21 protein-coding genes and 3 pseudogenes are annotated in these 26,325 nt (G+C 62.8%); 15 read left to right on the top strand and 9 right to left on the bottom strand.

Annotated features, from left to right (window positions below; all coding sequences use genetic code 11):
* The first annotated feature begins 129 nt into the window (after positions 1 to 129).
* Both ACE10X_RS40405 and ACE10X_RS40400 read left to right on the top strand, forming a co-directional pair.
* The gene (locus tag ACE10X_RS40405) at positions 130 to 771 is read left to right on the top strand and encodes an HD domain-containing protein (RefSeq protein WP_375763706.1); all 642 of its coding nucleotides are present in this window, start codon (positions 130 to 132) and stop codon (positions 769 to 771) included.
* 136 nt (positions 772 to 907) lie between these two features.
* Positions 908 to 1,445 (top strand): annotated as a pseudogene (locus ACE10X_RS40400) (DUF4863 family protein).
* Positions 1,446 to 1,646: 201 nt separating this feature from the next.
* Here the strand turns inward: ACE10X_RS40400 and ACE10X_RS40395 are convergent.
* The 3 genes from ACE10X_RS40395 to ACE10X_RS40385 all read right to left on the bottom strand — a co-directional run bounded on the left by ACE10X_RS40395 (position 1,647) and on the right by ACE10X_RS40385 (position 5,288).
* Complete coding sequence (locus ACE10X_RS40395; protein ID WP_038387521.1) at positions 1,647 to 3,395, bottom strand: TRAP transporter large permease subunit; 1,749 nt, start codon at positions 3,393 to 3,395, stop codon at positions 1,647 to 1,649.
* Complete coding sequence (locus tag ACE10X_RS40390) at positions 3,392 to 4,060, bottom strand: TRAP transporter small permease subunit (RefSeq protein ID WP_035630999.1); 669 nt, start codon at positions 4,058 to 4,060, stop codon at positions 3,392 to 3,394. Before ACE10X_RS40390 ends, ACE10X_RS40395 begins: the two co-directional genes overlap by 4 nt.
* A gap of 88 nt (positions 4,061 to 4,148) precedes the next feature.
* Positions 4,149 to 5,288, bottom strand: a complete 1,140-nt coding sequence (locus ACE10X_RS40385; RefSeq protein ID WP_038387520.1) for a TRAP transporter substrate-binding protein — start codon at positions 5,286 to 5,288, stop codon at positions 4,149 to 4,151.
* Between the two features lie 105 nt (positions 5,289 to 5,393).
* Between ACE10X_RS40385 and ACE10X_RS40380 the strand changes: the two are divergent.
* Positions 5,394 to 5,668, top strand: a pseudogene (locus ACE10X_RS40380) (transposase); the annotation flags it as partial.
* Positions 5,669 to 6,364: 696 nt separating this feature from the next.
* On the opposite strand, the gene ACE10X_RS40375 reads toward ACE10X_RS40380, so the two are convergent.
* On the bottom strand, positions 6,365 to 6,811 hold the full coding sequence (locus tag ACE10X_RS40375; protein WP_038387542.1) for a hypothetical protein: 447 nt from the start codon (positions 6,809 to 6,811) through the stop codon (positions 6,365 to 6,367).
* A gap of 152 nt (positions 6,812 to 6,963) precedes the next feature.
* Positions 6,964 to 7,566, bottom strand: coding sequence for a hypothetical protein (locus tag ACE10X_RS40370; RefSeq protein ID WP_157788118.1), 603 nt, complete (start codon positions 7,564 to 7,566; stop codon positions 6,964 to 6,966).
* 8 nt (positions 7,567 to 7,574) lie between these two features.
* Between ACE10X_RS40370 and ACE10X_RS40365 the strand changes: the two genes are divergently transcribed.
* The 3 genes from ACE10X_RS40365 to ACE10X_RS40355 all read left to right on the top strand — a co-directional run bounded on the left by ACE10X_RS40365 (position 7,575) and on the right by ACE10X_RS40355 (position 11,611).
* Positions 7,575 to 8,222: a hypothetical protein gene (locus ACE10X_RS40365; protein ID WP_304557298.1), complete on the top strand. Its 648-nt coding sequence runs from the start codon at positions 7,575 to 7,577 to the stop codon at positions 8,220 to 8,222.
* On the top strand, positions 8,137 to 10,533 hold the full coding sequence (locus tag ACE10X_RS40360; RefSeq protein WP_375763705.1) for an autotransporter outer membrane beta-barrel domain-containing protein: 2,397 nt from the start codon (positions 8,137 to 8,139) through the stop codon (positions 10,531 to 10,533). The genes ACE10X_RS40365 and ACE10X_RS40360 overlap by 86 nt, the downstream gene beginning before the upstream one ends.
* Positions 10,534 to 11,374: 841 nt before the next feature.
* On the top strand, positions 11,375 to 11,611 hold the full coding sequence (locus tag ACE10X_RS40355; protein WP_157788115.1) for a hypothetical protein: 237 nt from the start codon (positions 11,375 to 11,377) through the stop codon (positions 11,609 to 11,611).
* A gap of 145 nt (positions 11,612 to 11,756) precedes the next feature.
* Here ACE10X_RS40355 and ACE10X_RS40350 read toward each other — a convergent pair whose 3' ends face one another.
* On the bottom strand, positions 11,757 to 13,526 hold the full coding sequence (locus ACE10X_RS40350) for a hypothetical protein (protein WP_375763704.1): 1,770 nt from the start codon (positions 13,524 to 13,526) through the stop codon (positions 11,757 to 11,759).
* Between the two features lie 274 nt (positions 13,527 to 13,800).
* Between ACE10X_RS40350 and ACE10X_RS40345 the strand changes: the two genes are divergently transcribed.
* The 7 genes from ACE10X_RS40345 (at position 13,801) to ACE10X_RS40315 (ending at position 20,447) form a co-directional block, all read left to right on the top strand.
* Entirely contained in the window at positions 13,801 to 14,046 is a 246-nt protein-coding gene (locus ACE10X_RS40345; RefSeq protein WP_244435966.1) for a hypothetical protein, read from the top strand.
* A 271-nt stretch (positions 14,047 to 14,317) separates the two neighbouring features.
* Positions 14,318 to 15,211 (top strand): formylglycine-generating enzyme family protein, encoded by an 894-nt coding sequence (locus tag ACE10X_RS40340; protein ID WP_244435970.1) that lies wholly within the window; start codon positions 14,318 to 14,320, stop codon positions 15,209 to 15,211.
* Positions 15,208 to 16,929: an arylsulfatase gene (locus tag ACE10X_RS40335; protein WP_038387514.1), complete on the top strand. Its 1,722-nt coding sequence runs from the start codon at positions 15,208 to 15,210 to the stop codon at positions 16,927 to 16,929. The genes ACE10X_RS40340 and ACE10X_RS40335 overlap by 4 nt, the downstream gene beginning before the upstream one ends.
* 91 nt (positions 16,930 to 17,020) lie before the next feature.
* Positions 17,021 to 18,031: an HAD family hydrolase gene (locus ACE10X_RS40330; RefSeq protein ID WP_038387513.1), complete on the top strand. Its 1,011-nt coding sequence runs from the start codon at positions 17,021 to 17,023 to the stop codon at positions 18,029 to 18,031.
* Between the two features lie 30 nt (positions 18,032 to 18,061).
* Positions 18,062 to 19,354, top strand: a complete 1,293-nt coding sequence (locus ACE10X_RS40325) for a DUF3300 domain-containing protein (RefSeq protein ID WP_051003229.1) — start codon at positions 18,062 to 18,064, stop codon at positions 19,352 to 19,354.
* Positions 19,355 to 19,681: 327 nt separating this feature from the next.
* Complete coding sequence (locus ACE10X_RS40320; protein WP_038387511.1) at positions 19,682 to 19,891, top strand: DUF2945 domain-containing protein; 210 nt, start codon at positions 19,682 to 19,684, stop codon at positions 19,889 to 19,891.
* A complete protein-coding gene (locus ACE10X_RS40315; protein ID WP_375763703.1) occupies positions 19,884 to 20,447 on the top strand; it encodes a DUF488 family protein in 564 nt (187 codons plus the stop codon). The genes ACE10X_RS40320 and ACE10X_RS40315 overlap by 8 nt, the downstream gene beginning before the upstream one ends.
* 42 nt (positions 20,448 to 20,489) lie before the next feature.
* Here the strand turns inward: ACE10X_RS40315 and ACE10X_RS40310 are convergent.
* Both ACE10X_RS40310 and ACE10X_RS40305 read right to left on the bottom strand, forming a co-directional pair.
* Positions 20,490 to 21,642: pseudogene (locus tag ACE10X_RS40310) on the bottom strand (caspase domain-containing protein).
* A 74-nt stretch (positions 21,643 to 21,716) separates the two neighbouring features.
* Positions 21,717 to 22,949 carry a hypothetical protein gene (locus tag ACE10X_RS40305; RefSeq protein ID WP_375763702.1) on the bottom strand — a complete coding sequence of 411 codons (1,233 nt, stop codon included), beginning with the start codon at positions 22,947 to 22,949 and terminating at the stop codon, positions 21,717 to 21,719.
* Positions 22,950 to 23,147: 198 nt separating this feature from the next.
* Here ACE10X_RS40305 and glf point away from each other — a divergent pair, with 198 nt between their 5' ends.
* Both glf and ACE10X_RS40295 read left to right on the top strand, forming a co-directional pair.
* The gene (gene glf / locus ACE10X_RS40300) at positions 23,148 to 24,374 is read left to right on the top strand and encodes a UDP-galactopyranose mutase (protein WP_038387504.1); all 1,227 of its coding nucleotides are present in this window, start codon (positions 23,148 to 23,150) and stop codon (positions 24,372 to 24,374) included.
* 67 nt (positions 24,375 to 24,441) lie between these two features.
* Entirely contained in the window at positions 24,442 to 25,710 is a 1,269-nt protein-coding gene (locus ACE10X_RS40295; protein ID WP_304557296.1) for a serine hydrolase, read from the top strand.
* Positions 25,711 to 25,822: 112 nt separating this feature from the next.
* On the opposite strand, the gene ACE10X_RS40290 is transcribed toward ACE10X_RS40295, so the two are convergent.
* Positions 25,823 to 26,110 (bottom strand): hypothetical protein, encoded by a 288-nt coding sequence (locus ACE10X_RS40290; protein WP_075969423.1) that lies wholly within the window; start codon positions 26,108 to 26,110, stop codon positions 25,823 to 25,825.
* Between the last annotated feature and the right edge of the window lie 215 nt (positions 26,111 to 26,325).

Raw genomic sequence — 26,325 nt, 5'->3', positions numbered from 1 at the left:
AGCGGCCCTTTGTCAGGAAACGACGTACGGCTGTCCTGATCCGTAGCATCCCGGTTGTTGTCTGGAGCAGAGCCCTGTTGCCTAATCCCGACAAGCACCAGCCCGTTATCCACCCGAGGAGATTGCTCCATGTCCGAAATCATCGCTGGCATTCGCGTGCCTGACAGCGCCATCGCGCGCGCGGCCACGCAGCTCGTGCGCGATACCGAAGACGACCTGCTCTACAACCATAGTCGCCGTGTATTCCTGTGGGGCGCGCTTACCGGCGAGCGCTGCGGGCTGAAATACGACCCGGAGCTGCTTTACCTCGGCGCCATGTTCCACGACATGGGCCTCACCGAGAAATATTCGAGCCCCGATCTGCGCTTCGAGGTCGACGGCGCCAACGCCGCCCGCAAATTCATGAAAAGCTACGGCGTGCCCGAGCGTGACATCGAGGACGTCTGGACTGCCATCGCGCTCCACACCACGCCCGGAATCCCCGAGCATATGCGCCCGACCATCGCGCTGGTGACCGCCGGTGTGGAGATGGACGTTCTCGGTATCGCCTATCACCACTTCACGCATGAACAGCGCGACCATGTCTGCGTCCATCATCCGCGCGAGACGAACTTCAAGGAGAACATCATCGAGCACTTCGCTAACGGCATTATCAAGAAGCCGCTGACGACGTTCGGAAATGTGAAGGCCGACGTTCTGTCGCTGAAGGACATGAACTATGTCCGTCAGAACTTCTGCTCAATCATCCTTGGCTCAGCTTGGCCGAACTGATCCCCTCCTTGGTGTACGGCATCTCCGTCGGCCAAGCTCGAGGGACGGGAAACATTGATGCCACGAGCCGGATACTGATGCGTTCGCCACGTTTCAGGGATTCGAAGCGTAAAACTTAGTCGAAGAGGAGATCACCATGGGAAGCCGGGAAGAACTCATCCAGCGTAGCATTCCGTTTCTCCGGGAAGTCAAGACATGACACCCGGCGCGGAGATGGAGCGCTGGCTCAACACAACATATGGGGAAGATAGTGCGCTCTATCGCCATCTCGCCCGTCTGATCAAGATCGGGGTCGAGGAGGGATGGGCGGCAAACCAGGAGGTGGACGGCCCGAACTAACGGCGCAGCCGCATCCTGGAGCCGACAGCTGAGACCTTCCAGTTCAGCATCACCGCTGTCTACATGAACAGCGCTGATACGCGCCGCTTCAAGGACGAAGATGACGACGACGTGCTGCGCGGCCAGTATCACGGCCATCCCTATGGCGAGCTCAACCTCGTCGTGCCCCTGAACAAGTGGGCGGAGTTGAAGGGATTGCAGGGATGGCAGGGACCGGGCTGGACGGCACCCGATCCGGGCAGCAGGCACTATCCGAGGTCAGAGGCGGCGCGGTTATCGATCTGTTCTACCTGCCGGCTGGACGCATCTCATACGATTTCAAGGCTCCCGCCTGATCATCGCACAGCACATCGCCAGCCAGGCGGGGCTCCCCGCGATCCGGTGCGGGTCGGGATGTAGCCAACCTCTGCCATGGTCCCACGCATCAGACCATCATACTGAGCACAAAGAGCGGTTCCTCCTGTCGGTGACTGCGTATGATTCCCTCCCTGGGCACCATTTCCGTTTGACAAGCGCCCGGTGCTCCCCGCTGCGCCTCAACTCGCGTACAGATAGTTCGGCAGCCACAGCGTCATGCCCGGCCAGAGATACATGATCACCATGCACAGGATCACGATCAGCATGTAGGGCATCATGCCGGCGAAAATCTGGTTCAGCGTAACGTGCTTCGGGGCGACGCCCTTGAGATAGAACGCCGACATCGCGACCGGCGGAGACAGGAACGCGGCCTGCAAGTTCACGAACACCAGCGTGCCCCAAAGGATCGGATCGATGTTGAAGTGCTTCAGCATCGGCAGGAAGATCGGCACAAATATGATGATAATCTCGGTCCATTCGAGCGGCCAGCCCAGCACGAAGATGATCGCCTGCGACAAGATCATGAACTGCACGGGCGTCATGTTGAGCGAAAGCACCCAGCTTTCCAGCAGCGCCTGACCGCCGAGAATGGCGAACACCGCCGAGAACAGCGCCGAGCCGACGAACAGCCAGCACACCATCGCGGTCGTCTTTGCGGTCAGGAACACCGCTTCCTTGGTGCGCTTCCAGTCGAGCGTGCCGGCGTGCAAAGCGAGGATGAAGGCGCCAGCGGCGCCGACGCCGGCGGACTCGGTCGCGGTCGTGATGCCGAACAGGATCACCCCCAGTACCACGACGGTGAGGATGCCGAGCGGCATCACCGACGACGTCAAGAGCTTCAACACTTCGAAACGTTCGCCGTCCATGCGCAAGTAAGAGCGCGCCGTCCACGCAGCCAGCACGGCGGCTGATATCGCGAACCAGATGTAGAACTGGGTGTCCGGTCCCTTTTCAGCGGGCGACAGCTCCTTCGGCTCGACCGGGCTGCCGAGCTGCTGCAGGCCTTCGACGGCTCCGCTCGCGGCGCCGGCCTGCTGGTGGAGCACGACGTACCACCAGACCGTGCCAAGCGCGGCCGCGGTCATCAGGAACGGCACCAGCGAAATGAGGAAGTTCTGCGCGATCGCGCCATAGCCCATCGGCTTGCCGTCGATCCGGAGCGTTTTCGCCTTTGCGGGCGAGAGCAGTGCCTTGAACAGGCCGACGAACAGATTCGGCGAATACAGCGTCGCGAAATTTCCGATCCATTCGGGCACGCTGACGCGGGTCTGTTCCTCCGGCAGCGGCGGGGCGATCTTCGGGTTGATCATCGCCCAGCCCACGACATAGACGAGGTAGAGGAACGCCAGGAAGAAGCCGGGAAGCATCGCCGCCGCATAGAGCTTGACCACGGACTGGCCGGCGACCGCGGCATAGACGATGATCATCACCGAAGGTGGGATCAGGATGCCGAGCGTGCCGCCCGCGGTGATGACGCCGGAGGCGAGCTTCACGTCATAACCGGCGCGCAGCATCGGGTTGAAGGCGATCACGCCCATCAGCACCACCACCGCGCCGACGAGCCCGGAGGCGATGCCCCAGAACGTGCACACGATCAGGGTCGCAACCGCGAGCGAGGCGGGCAGGCGGCGGAAGGCGAGCTGGATCGAATAGAACATCTTGTCGACGAGGGCGCCGCGCTCCATCACATAGCCCATCAGCACGAACAACGGGATGGAGATCAGCACGTCGTTGGTCATCGCGCCGTAGGTGCGCTGGACCATCAGCTCGAAAACCTTGTTGTGCGTCCAGTTCTGCGACGGGTCGTAGAAGGCGATGAAGCCGAAGAACATGCCAAGGCCCATCAGCGTAAACGCCGTGGCAAAGCCCATCATGATGACGACGACGATGAGCGTCAGCATCAACAGGCCGAGCGCGGGATCGCTCATGTGTTCAGGTCCCCGCCCATGCCGCGCTGCCGCGCCATTTCATCGATGCGCGCCGCGCCCTCGATGGCGAGCTTGCGCGATTCCTCGTCCACGAATTCAGAGTGCGCGAGCTGCTCCCCGATGACGTCGGTCTCGGCGACGTCGGCAAGCCGGCTCGGCCATTCGCCGGTCTTCAGGCACACGATGCAGCGGATGATCTCGCCGATCCCCTGCAGCATGATCAGCGCGCCCGCGATCGGGATGACGGTCTTGAAGTGGTAGACCGGCGGGCCGTCCGCCGTGACGTTGGAATGCTCGTTGATGTGCCAGGAGTCCGCGGCGTAGAAGTAGCCGGCATAGATCAGCGCGGCGATGCCCGGGATGAAGAAGACGAAGTAGAGAACGAGGTCGAGCGCGGCCTGCGTGCGCGGGCGCATCGAGGAGTACAGGAAGTCGCCGCGGACATGGGCGTTCTGCGCCAGCGTATAGGCGCCGCACAGCATGAACAGCGACCCATACAGCATGTTCTCGGCGTCGAAGATCCATGCCGTCGGCATGTTCACGGCATAACGCTTGAACACCTCGATGCAGACGACGCTCATCAGGACGATCATCAGCCAGGCGGTCGCCTTGCCGACCCAGGTGGAGATGCCGTCGATCGTGTGCAGCAAACGCTGTACGCTCATGTGATACGGTTCGGCATAAGAAACGATCCCAGCATAGCACAGGGCACCGTCGGGGAGCGGACGGCGCCTTGCGGGCTTTATCTCGCCATCAGAGTTTCTTGGCCGCGGCGTTTGGCCCGAAATAGTGATCGTAGGCCATGCGGCGGCTCACCACCGTGTCCTGCTCCCACTGCGTCGCGCGCTTGGCGAACTCGATCTGCGACTGCACGATCTCCTTGAACAGGGGATTTTCCGCCGCCTTCTTCTTCACCACGCCATCATAGATATCGAGCTGCTGCTTCAGGATGGCGTCGGGCGTCTTGTAGAACTTGACGTTGTCCTTGGTCTGCAACTCGACATAGTCCTTGGAGTAGCGGTCGATCGCCTTCCACGACATATCGGCCGAAGCCGCGTCCACCGCGTTGGCGATGATCGCCTTCATCTTCTCCGGCAGCGCGTTGTACTTGTCCTTGTTGAACGTGATCTCGAACTGCTCGGCGTTCTGGTGATAGCTCTGCAGCATGCAGACCTTGGAGACGTCGGGGAAGCCGAGCACGCGGTCCGAGGTGGCGTTGTTGAATTCCGCCGCATCCAAGAGGCCGCGGTCCATGGCGGCCACGATTTCGCCGCCGGGCAGCGCGTTCACGGCTGCGCCCATTCCTGAGTACACGTCGATGGAGATTCCGACGGTGCGAAACTTCAGCCCCTTGACGTCGTCGGGCTTGGTGATCGGCTTCTTGAACCAGCCGAACGGCTGGGTCGGCATCGGACCGTAGGGGAACGAGACGACATTGGCGCCGATCGATTCATAAAGTTTTGCGAGCAACTCCTTGCCGCCGCCATAGCGGTGCCAGGCCAGCAGCATGTTGGCGTCCATCGCAAAGCCCGGTCCCGAGCCCCAGAGCGCCAGCGCCGTCTGCTTGCCGTAGTGATAAACCAGCACCCCATGGCCGCCGTCGAGCACGCCCTTGGAGACGGCATCGAGCAGGCCGAAGGCGGGCACGACAGCGCCTGCCGGCAGCACTTCGATCTTGAGCTCGCCGCCGGTCATGTCGTTGACCTTCTTGGCGTAGTCGAGGGCGTATTCGTGGAAAATGTCCTTTGACGGCCAGGTACTTTGCCAGCGCATGCTGATCGGCCCCTGGGCGCTGACGACGCTCGGCGCGGCTACCGTCGCGGCGGCCCCCGCAGCAGCGACCTTGAGAAAGCCGCGGCGGCTCGAAGTGCTGCCCTTGTTTGATTTGGTCATGGCTGCCTCCTCCCCCTTGGAATAGCGATTCTTTGCGGATCGGCGCTTTTTTTATTGGAACAAGTCAAAGTCTTGCGCAGGGGTTTGGCAAGAATGTTCGGAATGATGCGACGCTACGACGCGGACTGCAGTGATGACGCGCCGCACGAGGACCGACCACGGAAGCGTAGCCGCCTTTCGGAAGAGCAGATCATCGGAATTTTGAAAGAGCATGAGCCCGACGTTTCGGCCGCCGATCTGCCGCAAGCATGGCGTCAGCGACGCCAGCATCTACAAATGAAGAGCGAAGGTCGGCGGGATGGAGGTGTCGGAGGCCAAGCGGCTGAAGACGCTGGAGGACGAGAACACGGCTGAAGCGGTTGCTGGCCGACGCCATGGTCTGCATGTGTGGTCCACCCCGTCCATGCATGGTGTCGTGACGTCGTCGGTGACGATTTCAGTTGCATGAATGTATCCGGCCTCTCGCGAGTGGACTGCTGTTGCAGAGCTCCGAGCACGCGGTTCATGCGCTGACGCCTTAAATTATATAGTTACTTCAATAACATATGAGTTCGAATTTTTATTCTGAATGGCGCACCATTCCCCCCGATGCGATCGTAGCCAGCCATCCCTCCACGCAGACGCTCGTCCCGGCGTGGCCCGAAGGGCGAAGCCGGATGGTTCGATTCCGCCCCTGGCACCAGACTACGCTTTTTTCCACGCTGTAGCGCTTTTCTTAAAGTCAGACTTCCGGCCGATGGTTGTGATTGACGGCGACGACGGTCCTTATCGACGCTCCAAAATGCTAAATTAATGCGGCGCGGGCGACGGTGCGCCCGGAAAGCGAACCGCGAAGCGTTGGATAAGGCCGGAAACGCTGCTCATGTCCATGACGAGCGCATATCGCGCGCAGAGCTCCGTGAGCACGGCGTGACGCAAGGCCGATGCTACCTACCGTAATCGGCAATCGAAGCGTCGATGGCTCACGCGCGAACGCCACCTCCAGCCGCGCCGGTGACGACGCTGCCGTTGGCGAGGGCAGGAAGCAGGCGGCCCTTGCAGGCCGCCTGGGTAGATTAGCCCTGCGGGCAGAGGGCCTATTGGCAGAGATGCTGGAGTCCGTCGGACCCCTTGAAGTAAGTACCGGGCCTGCAGACGATCCCATTGTGCGAGGCGTAGCTGTTCCAGTCGCCGTTCCACGCGTAGTAGTCGCCATATGCGGCGGGTCGATCGTAGCTATCGTATGCGGCGTAGGAATTGCGCCAGCCGCTGAAGGGAGCGGTTGCGATCGCTGCGGCTGTTCCGACGGCAGCGCCGGCCACGCCGGCGGCGGCCCCCACCGGTCCCACCGGTTCGCGATAGGCGGTTCGCCGATAGGCTCTCCTGCTGTCGTACGGGCTCCCGGCTCCTCTGTTGAGGCAGTTGGCGCTGGCGAATTGAGATGAACAGGCGGCCGGGTTGGAGAAGACCGCTTGCGCCGATGCGGGGCTCGAAACTGCGGACGCCACTATCACGGCCGCGCCAAGAACTTTTAGACTCATCATGGCTTGCTCCCTGGATTTGGTTTGTTGGCGACGCTTGCGAAGCTTGGCATCACTGAATGCCAAGTCTGCAAGTTCGCCTGCAAGTTCCCGTTTTCTCGCACCTAACCAAATGCAACCTCCGGAAGTGGTTCCTGTGCATCTCATGCGCAGCATCAAATCGACGTGACTTGCTGATCGATTTGGAATGCCGAGTTCAGCAGAGGCGGCACGGGTGCGGCAGGGAGTCGCGTCGACATGCGGATGTCGCGATCAATGCCCAACCGTCGCGCTCTCTCGCGCGCATCCGACGACTCCGGAGAGAGAAGCGCGAATGCAAATTGATGAAAGGTTGCATCATCGCGCAACTGCACGACGACCACACGTCGGACGTATGCGAGAGAGCGCGACAATTGGCACAAACTGCATAAGTTGTGTGATGAGAAAGCATCAACTGCGAACAAACGGCAGCGCACATTTCTGATCGCAACATTCGAGTTGATCTTCGTCCTGATAGCCGGATGATGATTTGCGATCTTGAATTGTAGCCGTTCCTGCTTTTTGCACTGCGACCCAGGCAGCCCGTTCTTTTCAATTTGATGTTGTTGAAAACGACAGGCTTGGAAGGCAGCGCAAATGAAGTGCTTTACCGGCTCGACTCTTCTTGGATCTCGCGCGGGTAATTGCAGGAAACAGGCGTCGATGCGCGCCGCCCTGCAATCATTGATCCAGTTCTCCAGGAAAAAGCCGAGACCGCATGTCGCGGCCCGTCGGAGCATCGGGCACCATGATCGACACGGCAATGGCTCAATCTTGCACCGTGGCAGCCGGCTCCACCGTCACGCTCACGATGGGGATCTGCACAATTGCGTCAGGCACAACACTCACCGGGACACCCGCCATTCACGCCAGCAACGACACCACTCAGATCACGACGAACAACGTCACCATCAATCCCAACAATGGTGGCAGCATCGGCGGTCTGGCCGATACATTGGGCTCTATCATCTTCAGCTCAGGATCCGGCATCAACGGCAACTGGAGTACGGCCGCGTCCGCGCAAAGCGGTGGCACGATCGTCTTTCAATCGGGATCCGCCATTAATCCGGCTTTTGGCGGTGGGGGCACCGCGCTGCTTGCCGATGGATCAGGCAGCGGGATTAACGCGTCGGGACTTGCAGTAAGCCTCAACGGCGCCGGCAACAATGTGGCCGCAAAGGCGGCCAATGGCGGCTTGATCGCCATGCAGAACAGCTCGATCACTTACGCCGCGGGTGGCGGCGGCAATACAGGTCTGTGGGCGACCGGTGCAGGCAGCAAAGCTAGCGCGACGGACACAACCATTTTCGATGCCCGGCGGAGGCGGCAACGACGTTGGCGCGCGCGCGGACACCGGTGGGGCGGTTACGCTGACCGGCGGCACCGTCACTGTTGAGGGGAACGGCGGCGGCGAAACCGGCCTGTTGGCGCAATCGTCCGGAAGCACTGTCACGGCAAACGGCGTTGCGGTCACGGTTTCCGGCGGCGGCGGAGATGTCGGTGCCAAGGCACTCGACGGCGGCGCGATCACCTTGAAGGGAGGCAGCGTCGCCGCGACGGGCGGCGGCGGAGGCGAGATCGGCCTGCAGGCGAGCGGTGTCGGACGCACCCTTACGGCGAGCGGCGTGACGGTAACCGTTCCGAACAGCAGCGGAGGCCGCGGAGTGCAGGCCGACAATTCGGGCAGCGTCACGCTCGACGGCAGCTCGACGGTCACCACCTCAGGTGCAGGCACCCATGCGGCCGGCGTGACAAGCGGCGGTACGCTGAGCATGACCGGGGGCTCACTGACGGCCAACGGAGCCGATGCCAACGCGCTCAACATAAGTGGCGGTGGTGCGACGCTCTCCGGAGTCACCATGACCAGTCCGAACGGTGCGTCGATCGCCGCCCCGGGTGGCACCAGCAGCGTCAGCCTGACCGGCGTGACTGCGGTCGTGAACAACAATCAATGGCTGAACGTCAGCGGCGGCTCCACGCTCAACCTCGTCGCGGACAGTTCGACGCTGCAGGGGGTTGCGCTCACCGACTCCGGCAGCACCTCCAGCGTCGCGCTGAAAAACAATTCTCTCTGGACCATGACCGGCAACTCGAACGTCACCAATTTGATCAACGCTTCGAGCATGATCCAGTTCACGTCCCCTGTCGGCGATCCGACGCAGCTGTCGAGCTACAAGACGCTGACGGCGGTCAACTATGTCGGCCAGGGCGGCACCATCGGGCTCAATACGTATCTCGGCACGGACGGTTCGCCGTCGGACAAGCTCGTCATCAATGGCGGCACGGCAGGCGGCAACACGTTCCTGAAGATCAGCAACACCACAGGCGGCGGCGCGCTCACCACCGGCAACGGCATTCTCGTCGTCGACGCGATCAATGGTGCGACGACGACGGCTGGTGCCTTCAGCCTGTCTCAGGCGGTCTTGGCCGGCCCTTACCAATATTCGCTGTTCCGTTCGAGCGTCGATTCCAGCAACCCGCAAGCCTGGTATTTGCGCGACACCCTCGACTGTGTCGCTCATCCCAATCTGCGTGCCTGCGGCGGTGGCGGTCTTATTAACTGCTCCAATCTTCCCAACGTGCCCAGGTGCGGCGGAGGCGGTGGCGGTGGAGGAGGCGGCGGCGGTGGTGGCGGTGGAGGCGGTGGAGGTGGAGGCGGAGGTGGCGGCGGTGGAGGCGGAGGCGGAGGTGGAGGCGGAACTGACGGTGGTGGCGGCGATATTCCTGACTACCGCGAGGAGACTTCGCTCTATGCGGCAATTCCGTCGATGACGCTGTTGTACGGACGCAGCCTGCTCGACACGTTGCATGAACGCGTGGGCGAGGAGGAGGACGAGCGTTTCCGCGCCAACCCCGAGAACGCCAGGGTCGGATGGGGTCGCGTGCTTGGGGTCAACGGCGTGCACCAGGGCGACAGCTTCGGCGTGTTGGGCGGCGAAGCCGGACCCCACTTCAGCTATGATTTCCTGGCGCTGCAGGCGGGCATGGATGTCTATCGGCACGACAGTCCCGACGGTTCGCGCGACCAGGCGGGGGCGTATTTCGCGATCGGCGGCGCGCGCGGGCGGGTCACCCATTTCGATGGCAGCCAGGGTGACAACACCTTTGCCGCCTACACGCTCGGCGGCTACTGGACGCATTTCGGACCGACCGGCTGGTACATCGACTCGATTCTGCAAGGCACGTTCTACGACATCACGAGCAGCGCAAATCGCGGCCTTCCGCCGCTCAAGACCGGCGCTCAGGGTGGTGCTGCGTCGGTGGAGGGCGGATATCCCTTCAAGTTCGCCGGCGGCTTCTTCATCGAGCCGCAGGCGCAACTGGTGTATCAGAACATCCACATCAACGACGCCAGCGACATCGCGGCGCAAATCCGCTTTGCGGACGTGGATTCGCTCGCGACCCGGATCGGTGCCCGATTCGGTCGAACATGGGCGGTCGATGACAGTCCGCGTACGCTGACGGCCTGGATCCGTCCGAGCCTGTGGAACGAATTCCTCGGCAACCCGAAAACGTTGTTCTCGTCGGACACCGGCTTCGTTCCATTCCAGGCCAGCCTCGGCGGCCTGTGGGGTGAGATCAATGCCGGCATCAGCGGACAGGTCACGTCGACCACGTCGCTTTATGCCAACGCTTCCTATCAGAGCCGTTTCGATGGTGGCGGCTTCTCCTACAGCGGAAAAGCCGGACTGCGCGTCAACTGGTAGAACAGGAGCGCGAGGACGTAACGCCGACCCGGACGGGGTCGGCGTTCGCACGCGCGCGGACGTCAGACGCAAGCTCGCGTACCGAGCGGCGCGCCGCCTCGTTACCGCAGTTCGCGCAAACCAAACCAAGTTGATCAGTCGGTCCGCGATCTCGAACTCGGGGAGATGCCTAACAGACTCTCACGCTTTGCTGAACATACGCGTAACCGTTCCACACGTTTCGCGTCTGATAGCAGGAGTTATAGGCTGTCGCGGCTCCGATGGCTGCGCCAGTCGCCAAACCGGCTGCGGCAGCTCCGGGCCCCCAACCGCCTCGATAGTAACCGCCACCGCGGTAATAGCCGCCGCCGGCCCAACGCGCGCGGCCGCCGTGCCAGCCGCCGGCATGCCATCGCGTGCCGCCGCCGTGCCAACCAGGCCGCATTCCTCCTCCATGGAAGTGAGCCGATCGAGCGCCGGCTCCTCCGCGCCGGGCCTGTGCGTCATAAGGAAGTATCATTGCTGCAGATGCGATGAAGCTCAAAACCAGCAAAGCCTTGGTTGGTCGCATATCGGGACTCCTTGCAAGGGTGTCCCGATCAATCCCGCTGAACGAGCTTCGTTCCGCCTGTTCAACTGCGTGCCACGCTGGCACAAATCGCATGTTCAGGACGGCGCGTCGCCGGCTTCGGAGCGCAAGCGCAACTCGCGGCACTGTGGAGCCCGATCCTTCGGCAGGTACGAACGTGTTCGTACCTTGAAGACCTCCCTGCGTGAAACGATGCTGATGCTTACGTGCCGGCGCAGCAAATTGGCGAACTGGTACGGCAGCTGGTCCACTACAGGGAACAGGGAGACGACTATGTGGAAGACAGTAGTACTTGGCACTTTGGTTTTGCTGGTTGCGGTTCCGGCAAATGCGGCTCCGAAGAATAGTGGCAAGAATGTCGATGCAATTCGTGCTGAATGCTTCAGGCAGGCGAATGAAGCCGCTGCCGCCGGCGGTGCGAACATGACAAGCGGGGCGACTGCCGCCCGAAACTCGGCGGGCTATTCCGCCTATCGGGATTGCGCGCGAAAGAACGGCATTCGCCCGTAGGCATCGCTTGGTTGCCGCAAGTCTATGGAAGGCCGCCTTCGGGCGGTCCATTCCATGCGTAGATGCAGCAAATGAGAAACGGTGACGGCGGAATCGCCGTCGGAAACTGAAAGCGCAACTGCAAAATGCCGGCTGGCAGGGAACGTCAACTCGCGACGAGAGCCTGGGCTTTGCGCAATCCGGTCATGAGAGCGTCGACAACCTGATCGGCGGCGCCGTTGCGGCGCAAGAAGCCGGCCGGATCGTCGGCCAACGCTTTATATTGCGACATTCCTTTCAAGGCCGTTTGGGTCGCATCGCGGCGTCCCAACTCTGCGTTCGCCATCGCAATCAACAGCTGGCTGAATCCGGAATCGCGCAACGATGCCGTCTCGGCGACATCGAGCATCTGCTTGTATTCACCCTTCAAGTAAAGGTCGATCGCGATGAAATGAAGGTACCAGCCTGGCGGATGCATCGTGCGCTCGATCGCGCGTTTGAGCATCGGGACTCCTTCCGAGAAGTTTCCGCGGATGGCAAGACGCCAGCCGAACTGGGCAAGGATGTCGGGATCGTTAGGATTGAGATCGATCGCCAGATGGCTGATGCGATCGCTATCGGCGTAACGTCCCGTGAAATGGTAGGCCGAAGCCAGGGCCTTCAGCGCCAGGAGATTGTTCGGCTGCAGGGCGATGGCGCGCGACGTCGCCTCGAGGGCCTTGTCATATTCCGTTTGAGGGTTGCCGTCGCCGGAATAGCCCAGCCTTCCCGCGTCGATATGCAGCCACCCAAGCATCGCCCATGCATCGCTATACTGCGAATCCCGCTGAACGGTTTGCTGAAGACACTGCATGGCTGGATCGAAGTCGACGCGCCGGAAAGTGCTGCGATAGGCCTGAGCGCGCAGGACGCAGAGATAGCTTTCCATATTCCTCGGTGGATCCGCGCGAATGTCGTTTCTGACCACGCCGTAGGATTGGCCGACGACAGTTGCGATTTCGCTTGCGAGTTCACGCTGGACATTCATGAGCGACTGAGGATCGAACGGTCGAGCATATGTTCGCATCCATACGATCTCGTCATTCTCGCTAAAGACCGTCGTTGTGACTTGCACCTCTTCGGCGCTGGTTTGAACGCTTCCACGGACGACATAGGAAGCACCCAGACGGGGCGCTGTGTCGCTTTTTACGGTGGGCGCGTTCGGGGGCGACGTGTAGAGCCGGAATCCTCCGAATCGAAACAGGTTGCTGGTCAGTTCCTGCCCCATGCCGATGGCGAAGAGGCGCGTGTTCTCCCCGGGAGTGAGTGGCTCGAACGGCATCACGAGGACCGCGGGCTCGCGTGGCGTCATTGGTGACGAAGGCGGTCTTGCCGCAAGCCATATCCAAGCCACCACGCCGGCTGCCAGCGCGGCAGCGACGGGCGCATAGCGCCTGATCCCAAGCTTGGTCGTCCAATTCGCACGTGTAGCAGCAGTTGTAGAACGATCGTGAAGTTCGAGGGCAGGTTCGCGAGGTGAAGCGTCGGAAGTATGCATTTTGTGCCACTCAAAATGGGGCACGTAGGAGCCTTTTGGAATCGTGATGCGCACCGGATCGTCCCGGCCCGAATCCACGTAGTAGCTATCGAGGTCGCGGCGCAATCGTCGAGCTTCAAGACGGACGACAGGGTCAGCCTGGGGATCGAAAGAATGGTCGCGCCGAAACACGGCCAAGGCAATTGTGTAGCCTTTCAGGCTCTCAGCGCGGCCTGCAAGCGTCTCGTCGACAATGAAACGAAGGAATGCTTGCCGCCTTTCGCTCGCCTGGAAATGCGGACTCGAGAGGATGCGGTCCAGCTCTTTCGCTACATGCGCTGGCGGCACCGCGGAATCATCACGCGGCGTTACATCGGATGAACCGCTGGCGGCATCGTGAGCGAAGGGTACATCAGTCATCAACCGGCAACCCCAATCGTCGGTCGACGGTAAGCCTTCCTGTCAGCTGTTGCAACTCGTGAGCGAAGCAAGCAGCCGGCGCTGATGCGACAACTTTCGATCATCAGAACAATGAGTTCCCGACTGCAGCGACAGCTGGTCGCATCGGCGATGAAGCCATCGCGCCCGAGACAGCAGCGCGCCAACGCGCATCGTGCCGTGTACGAACATGTTCGTACCTTGAAGCCCCAATGAACCAGTCGCAAAGGTCACGTTGGCCACAAGCGAGTTCATCATGGAGGAGTTCCGCGCGATTGTGACCCGCTTTCCGCTGCGCGAACTTGACATTCGGCGCTGCTTCAATCGCGATGCGCAGTTTCGAGCGATTTGCGCAGATTATGACGAAGCTGTGAAAGCGCTTCGTCGTTGGCAACAAGCGGCAAAGCATGGAGACCGCGAAGGAAGTCGGAAGGCCGCGGATTACGAACGGCTCGTTGCCGAACTGGAAGCGGAGGCCCTGGTTCGTCTGAACCGGCCGTGATCGAGGGGGCGTTCGCATAACTGGAGCAGTGCGTGAACAATACGATTCTTATCAACCTTTCGATATCGGGCGTGCTTGCCGGAGCAGAATGCATGCTGCGAGCGATCAGACATAGGACCTGGGTAAGGATGCAACCGAGCCGACCAAGCAGGCAATTCGCTCCAGCGCGTAGTTGGAGGCAAAGTTCGTGAATATCGCGCAGAGACCGGTTGCGAACGTAGACGAAACCCTCGCCTCCGACAGCATCTTCATTCCCGGCGGCACGTTTCGCATGGGATCGGATCACCATTATCCCGAAGAAGCTCCATGCCACACGGTGAGCGTCGACGGCTTCTGGATCGATCGAACACCGGTGACGAACCGGCAGTTCAAGGAATTCGTGCGGGCCACCGGCCATGTGACGTTCGCCGAAGTGGCTCCCGATCCAGCGAGCTATCCGGATGCGCTGCCGCATCTGATCTTCGCCGGCTCGCTGGTCTTCACGCCGCCGGATCACCCCGTCGATCTCCGCGACTACAGCCAATGGTGGACGCTGCTCAAGGGAGCGAACTGGCGGCATCCCTACGGCCGTAAGAGCAACATCAAGTCGCTCGATGACCACCCGGTCGTCCATATCGCTTACGCCGACGCGCTGGCCTACGCCCGATGGGCCGGCAAGGACCTGCCGACCGAAGCGGAGTGGGAGTTTGCCGCACGCGGTGGGCTTGATGGCGCCGAGTTCGCCTGGGGCGGCGAGTTCGCTCCCGGGGGAGTGCATCGCGCCAACACCTGGCAAGGCCGCTTCCCTTTCGAGAACAGCCGCGATGACGGCTTTGCGCGCACTTCGCCGGTGACGTCCTATCCGCCCAATGGTTACGGCGTCCACGACATGATCGGCAATGTCTGGGAATGGACCAGCGACTGGTACATGCCGAAGCACGAGGCCGATGCTGCGAAGGCGTGCTGCATCCCGCAAAATCCCCGCGGCGGCACCGAGCATGACAGCTACGACCCGCTGCAGCCGCTCAGCAGGATACCGCGCAAGGTCATCAAGGGCGGGTCGCACCTTTGCGCGCCGAACTACTGCAGACGCTATCGACCGGCCGCGCGTCATGCCGAGCCGGTCGACACGTCGACCAGCCACCTCGGATTCCGCTGTGTAACCCGCCCAGGGAGAGAGACATGACTGAGAAGACCTGCACCGATACGCTCAATCGCCGCAACCTGTTGTTCGCCTCCACCTCGATTGCCGCCGTTTCCGCCCTTGCCTCGATGGCGCCCGTTCAGACGGCACAGGCGCAGCAGCAGACGCCGCAGTCACCGCAGCCGGCGACTACGTCGGGCGCAGGAAAGCCGAACATCATCTTCATCGTGTCCGACGATTTCGGCTATGGGGATGCCGGCTGCTATCTCGGCGGCGAGAATCGCGGCATGCCGACGCCCAATATCGACAGACTGGCGGCCGAGGGCATGCAGTTCCTGTCCTTCTACGCGCAGCCGAGCTGCACGCCCGGCCGTGCGGCGATGCAGACGGGCCGCATTCCGAACCGCAGCGGCATGACCACCGTGGCGTTCCAGGGGCAGGGCGGCGGCCTTCCGGCGGCCGAATGGACGCTCGCCTCCGTCCTGAAGACGGGCGGCTACAAGACGTTCTTCGCGGGAAAATGGCATCTCGGCGAAGCCGACTATGCGTTGCCAAACGCGCAAGGCTACGACGAGATGAAATACGCCGGTCTGTATCATCTCAATGCCTACACCTACGCCGATCCGACGTGGTTTCCGGACATGGATCCCGAATTGAGGGCGATGTTCACGCGGGTGACCAAGGGGGCAATGTCCGGCAACGCGGGCCAGCCGGCGAAGGAAGAGTTCAAGATCAACGGCCAGTATGTCAACACGCCGGACAAGGGTGTGGTCGGCATTCCGTTCTTCGACGATTATGTCGAGAAAGCATCGCTCGACTATCTCGAACGCAACAGAACATCGACGCAGCCCTTCTTCATGAACGTCAACTTCATGAAGGTGCATCAGCCCAACATGCCGGCGCCCGAATTCCAGGGCAAGTCGATGTCCAAGTCCAAATATGCCGACTCGGTTGTCGAGAACGACGCCCGCATCGGCAGGATCCTGGACAAGGTGCGTGCGCTTGGCCTCGACAAGAACACCTATGTGTTCTGGACGACCGACAACGGCGCCTGGCAGGACGTCTATCCGGATGCTGGCTATACACCGCTCCGTGGAACCAAGGGTACGGTCCGAGAGGGTGGCAATCGCGTTCCCTCCATCGCATGGGGGCCCGGCATCAAGGCCGGTACGAAGAATGCCGACATTCTCGGTGGTCTCGACTACATGGCGACATTCGCCAAGCTTGGCGGCGTAAAGCTGCCCGAGAACGACCGCGAGGGTAAGCCGATCATCTTCGACAGCTACGACATGTCGCCGATTCTGTTCGGTACAGGAAAATCGGAGCGCAAGAACTGGTTCTACTTCACCGAGAACGAGCTCACGCCGGGCGCAGCGCGCGTCGGCAATTACAAGGCTGTGTTCAATTTGCGCGGCGATAACGGCGCAAAGACCGGCGGCCTCGCGGTCGACAGCAATCTCGGATGGAAGGGGCCGGAGTCCTATGTGGCGACCGTTCCGCAAGTCTTCGATCTCTGGCAGGATCCTCAGGAGCGTTACGACATCTTCATGAATAACTACACGGAGCATACCTGGACGCTGGTCACGATCAACGCCGCGACCAAAGAACTAATGCAGACCTACGTGAAGTATCCACCGCGGAAGCTTCAGAGTGAGGGTTACTCGGGACCAATCACGCTTACCCAGTATCAGCGGTTCCAGTTCTTCAGGGATGAGCTTGCTAAGGAGGGTTTCAGCATCGGCTTGCCGACGGGCAACTAGCCGAAGCGCATTGAACGGCTCCGGAGTTTCGGAGCCGTTCTGGTCTTTGCTTTCTGGTCTTTGCTTTCACTTGGGAATGGGAAAGGGACTCATGAAGGGAATTCGGGTCGATCGGCGCTCGATGCTGGCGGGCCTGCTGGTGTCGGCCGCTACGGCGCCCCTCGCAGGTCGTGCGCTGGCACAGGGAGATCCGCTCCCGTCGTGGAATGAAGGTCACTCGAAAAAGTCCGTTCTGGACTTTGTCTCGGCCGTGACCCGGGAAGGGGCGCCAGACTTCGTGCCGGCGTCAGAGCGCATCGCGACATTCGACAATGACGGCACGCTCTGGTGCGAGCAGCCGATGTATGTGCAGCTCGCTTTTGTGCTGGACCGGGTCAAGGTGTTGTCCGGCAAGCATCCGGAATGGAAACAGAAACAACCATTCAAGGCCGTCCTCGATAACGACATCGCAACGCTGGCCAAGGCGGGTGAGAAGGGCCTGGTCGATCTCGTCATGGCGACCCATGCCGGCATGACAACGGCCGAGTTCGAGCAGATTGCCAGCGACTGGATCAAGACGGCGCGTCATCCGAAATTCAACAGGCCCTATACCGATCTCGTCTATCAGCCTATGCTCGAATTGCTCGGGTATTTGCGAGCCAATGGCTTCAAGACCTTCATCGTCTCCGGCGGCGGCATTGAATTCATGCGCCCGTGGAGCGAGCGTGTTTACGGTATCCCGCCAGAGCAGGTCGTGGGATCGAGCATCAAGACGCAGTTCAAGGTCGACAAAGATGGGCCGGTGCTGATGCGCCTGCCAGCCATCGATCTCGTCGATGACGGACCCGGCAAGCCGGTCGGCATCAACTCGCATATTGGCCGCCGGCCGATAGCCGCCTTCGGCAACTCCGACGGCGACTTCCAGATGCTGCAGTGGACCACCGGCGCGCGCGGCCGCCGCTTCGGCCTGATCGTGCATCACACCGATGCCGAGCGCGAATACGCGTACGACCGCAAGTCTCCCTTCGGCAAGCTCGACAAGGGGCTCGACGCGGCGAGCGCCAATGGCTGGACTATCGCCAGCATGAAGGATGATTGGAAGCGGATATTCATCTTCCAGTAAACCGGGACATAAGAAAAGCGAGGAAGCATAATGAAAATACGTCTTCCGAAATTGCATCGCTTCACCCTTGTTGGCGCAGCGCTGGCCACCGGACTGATGATTGCCTTTCCGGCATACGCCCAGGCCCCAGCGGCCACGCCGCCGACGCAGAACCAGGCCGCGGCGCCGGCAGCAGCTCCGGCAAAACTTCCTGACGGACAGATCGAGCAACTGGTGGCGCCGATCGCGCTCTACCCGGATGCGTTGCTGTCGCAGATCCTGATGGCATCGACCTATCCGCTGGAAGTCGTCGAGGCCGCGCGGTGGTCGCAGGACAACAAGGGTATCACCGGCAAGGCGCTCGAAGATGCCATGCAGAAGCAATCATGGGATCCGAGCGTCAAGGCCCTCACGGCGGTGCCGCAAGTCCTGCAGATGATGAACGACAAGCTCGAATGGGTGCAACAGCTCGGCGACGCATTCCTCGCGCAGGAGCAGGACGTGATGAGCGCCGTGCAGAAGCTGCGACAGCGCGCCGAGGCCGCGGGCAATCTCAAATCGACGCCGCAGCAGAAGGTGACGAAGAGCGCGCCTCCCGCCGGCGTGACCGCGCCCTCCGGCATGCAGCAGGCGATCTCGATCGAGCCGGTCGATCCCGACCAGTATTACGTCCCGGTCTACGATCCCGGCGTCGTCTACGGAGCCTGGGATTATCCCGACTACCAGCCGTTCTATTGGTCTCCGCCAGGCTACGTAGCCGCGGGTGTCATCGGCTTTACCGCCGCTGTCGCCGTCGGTACCGCGATCTGGGGCGGCTGCAATTGGTGGAATCGCAACGTCTACGTCAACGTCAACCGTTACAACCAGTTCAACCGCACCAAGATCAGGACCAACAACTGGGCCCACAATCCCGCGCATCGCGGTGGTGTTGCCTATCGCGATGCCGGCGTGGCGCGGCGCTTCGGCAGCGGCAACACGCCGGCCGCACGCGAAGCCCTGCGCAATCGGACCGGCGGTCCCGGTGGCAAGTTCTCGAATGCGGGAACGGGCCGAGCCAAGACCGCGGTCTCACAGCGCGCCGGCAATCGTGGCGCAAGCGTATCCCGAACCAGCAGCCGGAACGTCACCCGCGCCCATACGCGCGCGGGCAATCGCGCTGCGGTCTCGCACAGAAGCGTAACGCGCACGCGCGTCGGTGGACGCGTCGGCGGCGGCCGGCCGGCCGCGATCCGTGGTGGCGGCATGCGCGCTGGTGTCGGTGGCTTCCATCGCGGCGGTGGCGGCATGCGTGCTGGCGGCATGCGTGGAGGCGGCGGCTTTCATGGCGGTGGCCGGCGGCGCTGAGTGGCGTGATCGCCATTTGGGGAATTCCATACGAGATCGCCAAACGGCGTGACCATCCTTAGCAGGGTGCGATCGTCGAACGTGGCTGTCTATGGCGACCACTGGCTCCCGGTCGGGGCGATCCGACCTTCTGCGGATGAAATCCAGGTTGAAATTACGTGCCCCAAGGGCCATGAAATGTCCGGCGTGCCGGGAGAAACTTGAATCTCAACGCGAAGCCGGAACCTGGCCGGCTGCCAGCCCGTTTGTCCGGCGGTTTTTTAGTCCGATGCCGCCGATTGGCAGCGTATCGTATGATCAATTCCGCGCTTGAAGGACGCTTTAGACATGGCCAGGAAATTCAAGGTCGGCGATCACGTCAGCTGGAATTCCGAGGCCGGCCGCGTCTCGGGCACCATCATCGCGGTTCACACCCGCGATTTCGACTACAAGGGGCACACGCACCGCGCCTCGGAGGCCGATCCGCAATACGAGATCAAGAGCGACAAGACCGATCACGTCGCGGCCCATAAAGGCAGCGCGCTGCATCATGCCTAGCAAAGACGTGGCGCTTCCGTTCTTCACGATCGGTCATTCCACCCGCAGTCTCGAGGATTTCATCGCTCTCCTCGGCGCGGCCACGATCGAGCGCATCGTCGACATCCGAACGGTGCCGCGGTCGCGAACCAATCCGCAGTTCAACAAGGATACGCTGCCCAAGCCGCTCAAGGCCGCGGGCATCTCGTATGAGCATCTGGCCGATCTCGGCGGGCTCCGCGGCAAGGCGCGAAGCGTGCCGCCGTCCGTCAATGGATTCTGGAGCAACGAGAGTTTTCACAACTACGCCGACTATGCGTTGTCGCCGCAGTTTCATGCGGCGCTCCAGCATCTGCGCGAGGAAGGGCGCCGGCAACGCTGTGCGATGATGTGCTCGGAAGCGGTGTGGTGGCGCTGCCACCGCCGCATCGTCGCCGACTATCTGATCGCGTCCGGCGAGACCGTCGTCCACATCATGGGGGAGGGCCGCCTCGAGCCCGCCCGTCTCACCGAAGGCGCCGTCGTCCAGGGCGACGGCACGGTGGTCTATCCGGCGACGGGTGAACTGGATTTATGAAAGGGGGCGAGGCTTGCGGCTGCACCATCGCGCCGCGCGCACTCACTCCACGCTGCGCTTCCAGTAGCCGGTGCCGAGCTTGCCGGTGATGACGGCAGTAGAGTCGCGGATCTCGTAGGAGCCGCCGTCGCTGTAGTTCCTCAGTCCTCGCAGAGCATGCAGTGTCCAGCGGCCGTTGGCGAAGCTGACGGTGCCTTCGTGCGGGCGCGCGGCGCGCGAGGGCTCGGCGTGGAATTGGTAGGTGCCGTCGGCCACGATCCGCCAGATCCAGCGTGACTGGCCGCGACCATCCGGCACCATGATCTCCCAGGTGCCGACCAGCGCGGGATCGATCGCGCCGGCTGACGTCGTCGATGGCGCCGACAATGCGGCGGCTGCCGGCGCAGCGTTCGCCTGTTTCGTGGCGGCGGCGTCGGCCGGCGGCGCGGCGACGAGATAGATCGCCTTGCGCGACAGCGAGCCGTACACAAACGGCTGCTGCGCGTTGCGCGTCGCCTCCATCACGTCGTCGCGGACGTTGCGGAACATGAAGGTGACCTCGACGCCCGGCGTCTCCATGTTGCGGAGCAGCGCCGCGGCGAACGGGCTGTTGCGGCCGTCGCCGTCGAGCGCAGTGGTGCCGTCGCGCGGCATAGGCGACCAGCACGTTGCCGACCGGCTCGATGCGGCCGAGCCCGCTGCCGGCGGCGGCGCGGGTGGCGAGCGAGCGGCCCATCTTCGCTGCGAACGGATTGTTGCGGCAGGCATCGAGGATGACGAGGCCGAGACTTCCGGTGTTGGCGACCTGCAGCATCACGCTTTGCAGGCTGATCGCTTCATTGGCGGCGTCGGTATCGCGCTTCAGTTCGGCATCGACCGGGATCAGCCAGTTGTCGCCGTTGATCTCCATGCCGTGGCCGGCGAAGTACACCGCCGCCATGTCGGCGCCCGCGGCATTGCGGCCGAATGCGATCAGCCCGCGCCGCATCTCGTCGAAGCCTGCATTGGTGATGAGCGTCACGGCAACGCCGAGGCGTTGCAGCGCGGCTGCGATATCGCCGGCATCATTTGGCGGATTGGACAGCGCCGGCACGCTTTTGTAGGCGCCGTTGCCGATCACCAGCGCCACCCGCCTGCCGTCGGCCGCAGCCGGCGCGGCGAAGCCTGCAAGCGCCGCGGCAACGGCCAGTCCCGAGACAAACGCGCGGCGGTTCATGCTGGCCCCGATCGGAGGTGACCGGCGCATGGTAGCGCAGCGGGCGCGATGCGGCCACGGAAATGGCGACGCGATCAGGCCGCCTGCTTCGGCGTCCAGACGCCGGCGGGCACCGGCTCGGCCGGCAACAAACTGGCGCCGGCGGCGCCCGCGATCGACATCGTGACCTCGTGGATGTCCTGCACCGACCGCTGCATCGAGAAGCGCGGATAGAGTTCGCGCAAGGTGGTCGCGGCCGCCGCCTGCGCCGCTGAGGGATCGGCCAGCACGGCCTCGACGGCGGCGGCGATGCTGATCGTGTCCTGGCCGAAGCTGAAGCGGGCGAGATGCGGCATCTCCGCGGCCGAGAAGCGGTTGGCGTCGAACACCGGCACGGTGCCGGCGCCGAGCGCGAAGAACACCCGGTCATGCACCGACAGATCGATATTGGGATTGAGCGAGACCGCGGCGAGGTAACTGCCGAGGCCTTCGCGCATCGCATCGAACGTCATCGCGCCGAGCACGCGGGCCGGACGCCCGCTGACGTCGAGATCGCTCCAGCCGCCGCCGATGAAGTCGACCGGATAGTCGGCGAGTACCGCACCCACCTCGCGGGTGCGCACGCCTCGTGTGTAGTTGTCGAGCCGGGTCAGGATCACGTTGAACAGGTCGCCGCCGGGCCTCAGATAGACCAGATGCTGCTCGGCGACGTCGACGATGATCTTCGGAAATGCGCCGCAGGTCTTGCCGCGCGCCTCGGCGATTGCGTCGAACAGCAGCGCGAACAGCTTTGGCGGCATCGTCTTGCGCCAGCCGCGCTCGAGCGCCACCGGATTCCAGCCGGACTTGGCGAAGATCAGCCGGCCGTTGCGCTTCTCGGGCGGCAGGCCGCCGAAGAAGCCGGGATCGGGAATGCCCATATGGGTCGCGAACACGGCGCCATTGGCCCCCAGATGATCGCGGTTGAATGCGGCGTGGTCCGGAAACACGTAGCCATGCGCGGTGTAGCGGCTCTCGAGCCCGTGGCGCCGGGCGAAATAGCAGGGATGATCGCAGAACAAGGTGAAGACGGGGATCTGGGCGACGTCCCAGAACAATCTGCCATCCTTGGTGTGGATATCGAGCCCGATGCCGGAGAAGCCGAGCGCCATGGTCTCGGCGCGCCGCGGCAGCAGGGCGTTGAGCCGGGCCGAGAAATCCGGTGCCAGCAGATCGAGCATTTTGACCTCGTGCCCGAGCCGGTCGAGTTCGGCCGCGGCCATCGCCAGGATGCCGCGCAGCGAATCATAGGTGGTGTTGCTGGAGTACAGGACGCAGATCACGGACATGGGACCTCCGCGCTTGATGGTGTTGCTGCTCGCGCGGGCATTTGCGTCGCCTTGCAGGCTGTCAGTTGAACGGCCGAGCCGGCCGTTCCGGGCTCGGAATTATCCCGACGGGCGGATTTATTTCGCCCGAAACGGCCGTGCCGTCACGTTGAAGCTCCGTCGGGCGCCGTCGCGATCCGACATGAGAGGCGAGAGCGCATGCAGCTTGATGGCTTCGACGTCGTCGTGGTGGGGGCGGGCTTCTTCGGCGCTGTGATCGCCGAGCAGGTGGCGAGCAGGCTCGGCCGCTCCGTCTGCGTGCTCGACCGCCGTCCGCATATCGGCGGCAACGCCTATTCGGAGCTCGACCCCGACAGCGGCGTCGAGGTGCATCGCTACGGCACGCATATCTTCCACACCAATTCCGAGACCGTCTGGCGCTATCTGCACCGCTTCACCGAGTTCACCGGCTACCGTCACCGCGTCTTCACCGTGGCGGAGGGCCGCGTCTATTCGATGCCGATCAACCTTGCGACCGTGTGCGCGGCGTTCGGGCGCGCCATGACGCCCGAGCAGGCCCGCGCCGTGATCGCGGCGGAGGCGGCCGTGCACGGCGCCGCGGGGAGGCATGGTGCCTCCGGGATCGGCAACCTCGAGGACAAGGCAATCGCCTCGGTCGGCCGCACGCTCTACGATCTCTTGATCCGCGGCTATACGCAGAAGCAGTGGCAGACCGATCCGCGTGAGCTTTCGGCCGACATCATTGGCCGCCTGCCGGTCCGCTTCACCTTCGACGATCGCTACTTCGCCGATCGCTATGAGGGCATGCCGCTCGACGGCTACACCGCGATCTTCCGCCGGATGCTCGATCATCCCGCGATCGACGTCCGGCTCGGCGTCGACTATTTCGACGTCGCCGATCGTATCAATCCGCGGCAGCTCGTGGTCTATGCCGGCCCGATCGACCGCTTCTTCGGCTATGCCTGCGGCCATCTCGGCTGGCGTACCGTCGACTTCGCGCGCGAGGTGCACGATGTCGCCGACTACCAGGGCGCCGCGGTCATCAACTATGCCGACGCCGAGGTGCCGTTCACCCGCATCCACGAGTTCAGGCATCTGCATCCGGAGCGCGCACATGCCGAGGCGCGAACGACGATCTACCGCGAATATTCCCGCTTCGCGGGCCGGAGCGACGAGCCGTATTATCCGATCAACACCGCCGCCGACCGCGCCATGCTCGCCTCCTACCACGCCATGACGGCGTCGCGGCCGAATGTCATCTTCGGCGGCCGGCTCGGCTCCTACAAATATCTCGACATGCATCAGGCGATCGGCGCGGCGCTGAAGACGTTCGAGCACGAGGTCGAGCCGTTCTTCGTTCGCGAAGGCATGCACCCGCGTGACGCGGCCGCGCGCCGCGAAGTCTTGTCGTCCTTGCCGGCGTGATCTAATCCTGCGAGCTGCGGGCAACGAACGCCATAACAAATCGCCCGCGGTCCCCGGTGAGGAAACAATGAGAAAAACCGTCATTGCCGCGGCTGCCGCCGCCACAAGTCTTGCTGTCAGCATCGCCCACGCCGCGCCGCTCCCGGAAGCGTCGGCGCACCAGGTCGGTTTCTCGGAGCAGGGGCTGGCGCGGCTCGATGACTTCTTCGCGCGCGAGATCGCGGCCAAGCGCGTGCCCGGCGCGGTGGTGGCGATCGCGCGCGACGGCAAGCTCGTGCATTACAAGGCGTATGGCCAGCTCGATCCGGTGAAGGGCACGCCGATGCCGATCGATGCGGTGTTCGCGCTGGCGTCGATGACCAAGCCGATGGCGGCGGTCGCGGGCCTGACGCTGATGGAGCAAGGCAAGCTGCCACTGCAGGCCAAGGTCGCCGAGTTCTATCCGGCGTTCGCCGACATGAAGGTCGGCGTGCAGCAGGCCGACGGCTCGCTGAAGATGGAGCCGCAGGCGCAGCCGATCTTCATCCACGATCTCTATCGCCACAGCTCCGGCCTGATGTATGGCGGCCGTCCCGACAGCTCGAGCGCACTGGCGCGGCTCTATCCCGACGGCACCGCGCCGGCGGTCGAGGGCGATACTCAGGCCTTCATCGAGCGCATCACCCAGCTGCCTCTGGTGCACCAGCCCGGCACCGAGTTCGAATATGGCTTCTCGATCGACGTGCTCGGCGCCGTCGTCGAGAAGGTCTCCGGCCAGCGGCTCGGCGATTATCTCGCGGCCAATGTCTGGAAGCCGCTCGGCATGAAGGATGCGACGTTCCACCCGGCCGACGCACAGCGCGCGCGGCTGGCGCGTCCGTTCCCGAACGATCCGCTCACCGGCAAGCCGCAAGCCATCAAGCTGCTCGATACGCCGACCAGGTTCGATTGCGGCGGCGCCTGCTCGTTCGCCACCGTCGGCGACTATCTGCGCTTCGGGCAGATGCTGCTCAATGGCGGCGAGCTCGACGGCAAGCGCATCCTCAGCCCCAAGACGGTGCATCACATGACGTCGAACCATCTCGGGCCGGAGATCAAGAACAACGTCGCCGCGGTCGAACCGCATCGCGGCGGCTTCGGCTTCGGGCTGTCGGTCGCGGTGCGGACCGGCGAGGGGCTGTCGTCGGTGCCGGGCAATCCCGGCGAGTTCACCTGGAACGGCGCCTACGGCACGCAGTTTTTCTGCGATCCGAAAGAGCGTCTTGTCGTCGTGGTGGGAACCGCGGCGCCGGGCGAACTGCGCAAATATTATCGCGAGAATGTGCAGGACATCGTCTACGGCGCGATGGTGAAGTAACGCCTCAGCAGAAAAGTCGAACCTCGCGTTCCCACGTTTTGCATACGTGGAACGTGGAACAGCAAAAAGGCCCGTCGCTCAAGCTGAGCGACGGGCCTTAAATTTTGCGTGGCTACCAGCGCCTGTAGACGCCGGTCAGCGTACCGTTGTTGTTCCCTTCAGGACCCACGTCACCCTGGGTCGAGCTCGGCGTCGGATGGTTGGTGCCGTTGAATGAACCGTACCAGCCCGGCTCCGCCGGAGAGTACATCACATCAGGCTGCACGGCCTGATAGCGGGGGCCGCCGTAATATCTCGGACCAGGGTTCCCGTAAGGATAGTAGCCTTGTGCGAACGCGCCTGCCGTTGTTGCGATCAGGGACGCCGCGGCGAGGGACAATATCTTGGTCTTTCGTTGCATTCACACTCTCCTTGCTGGTGTCCCGACCAACGACCGCCATGGAGCGGCGTTCCTGATCTGCCATGCATCTCGCAAAGGCAAATCTGCGCGAGCGTGGGATCAGGTTCTTGTGAAGGGGCTTGCGCTCCGGGAGGGCACTGCCGGGCTCTGCCCGGCAGGACGCATCCGTCGCCGGCCCGTTATGCTTCTATGGCTATAACGGCGCATGCGCGAGC

Origin of the sequence: Bradyrhizobium sp. Pha-3 (genome assembly GCF_042258325.1) — a bacterium.
In the GTDB taxonomy this organism is placed as follows: domain Bacteria; phylum Pseudomonadota; class Alphaproteobacteria; order Rhizobiales; family Xanthobacteraceae; genus Bradyrhizobium; species Bradyrhizobium elkanii.
Note: the sequence above shows the minus strand (reverse complement) of the source record. Positions and strands in the feature narration are given on the sequence as shown.